Annotated in this window: 1 protein-coding gene; it reads left to right on the forward strand. The window is 46.3% G+C overall.

Annotated elements, in window-relative coordinates:
- Nucleotides 1-92 precede the first annotated feature (92 nt).
- On the forward strand, nucleotides 93-443 hold a 351-nt coding region (locus tag AB4375_RS21040; RefSeq protein ID WP_372052459.1), incomplete at its 3' end, for a glycine betaine ABC transporter substrate-binding protein.

Raw genomic sequence — 443 nt, forward strand, 5'->3', positions numbered from 1 at the left:
ATCGTTTAAATTTAGATCTCAGTCTCTTTTCTCCGTCGAACATTTCTGTTTCTATAGCGAATAAGCTTCTGACAAGAAAAGGAATTACGTCAATGCAGAATAACAAATCCATGCTTTCCATCGCGCTACTTGCTGCGTTTTCTGTACACGCTAGTGCTGACGAATGCGGAAAGATCACCATTGCAGACATGAACTGGAACTCGGCGAGCCTTATTGCTCATGTCGACCAATTCATTTTGAATAACGGCTACGGCTGTGAAGCGGACTTAATCCCCGGTGATAGCGTCCCTACGGGCACGTCAATGATTGAAAAAGGTCAACCTGATGTTGCGCCAGAGCTTTGGACTAATGGCATCAAAGAAGCGTTGGATAAGGGTGTTGCGGATAAGCGTCTACGTTACGCGGGCAAGTCTTTGGTCAACGGCGGTGAAGAAGGTTTCTGG

Source organism: Vibrio sp. 10N.261.51.C6 (assembly GCF_041471785.1).
GTDB lineage: Bacteria > Pseudomonadota > Gammaproteobacteria > Enterobacterales > Vibrionaceae > Vibrio > Vibrio crassostreae_C.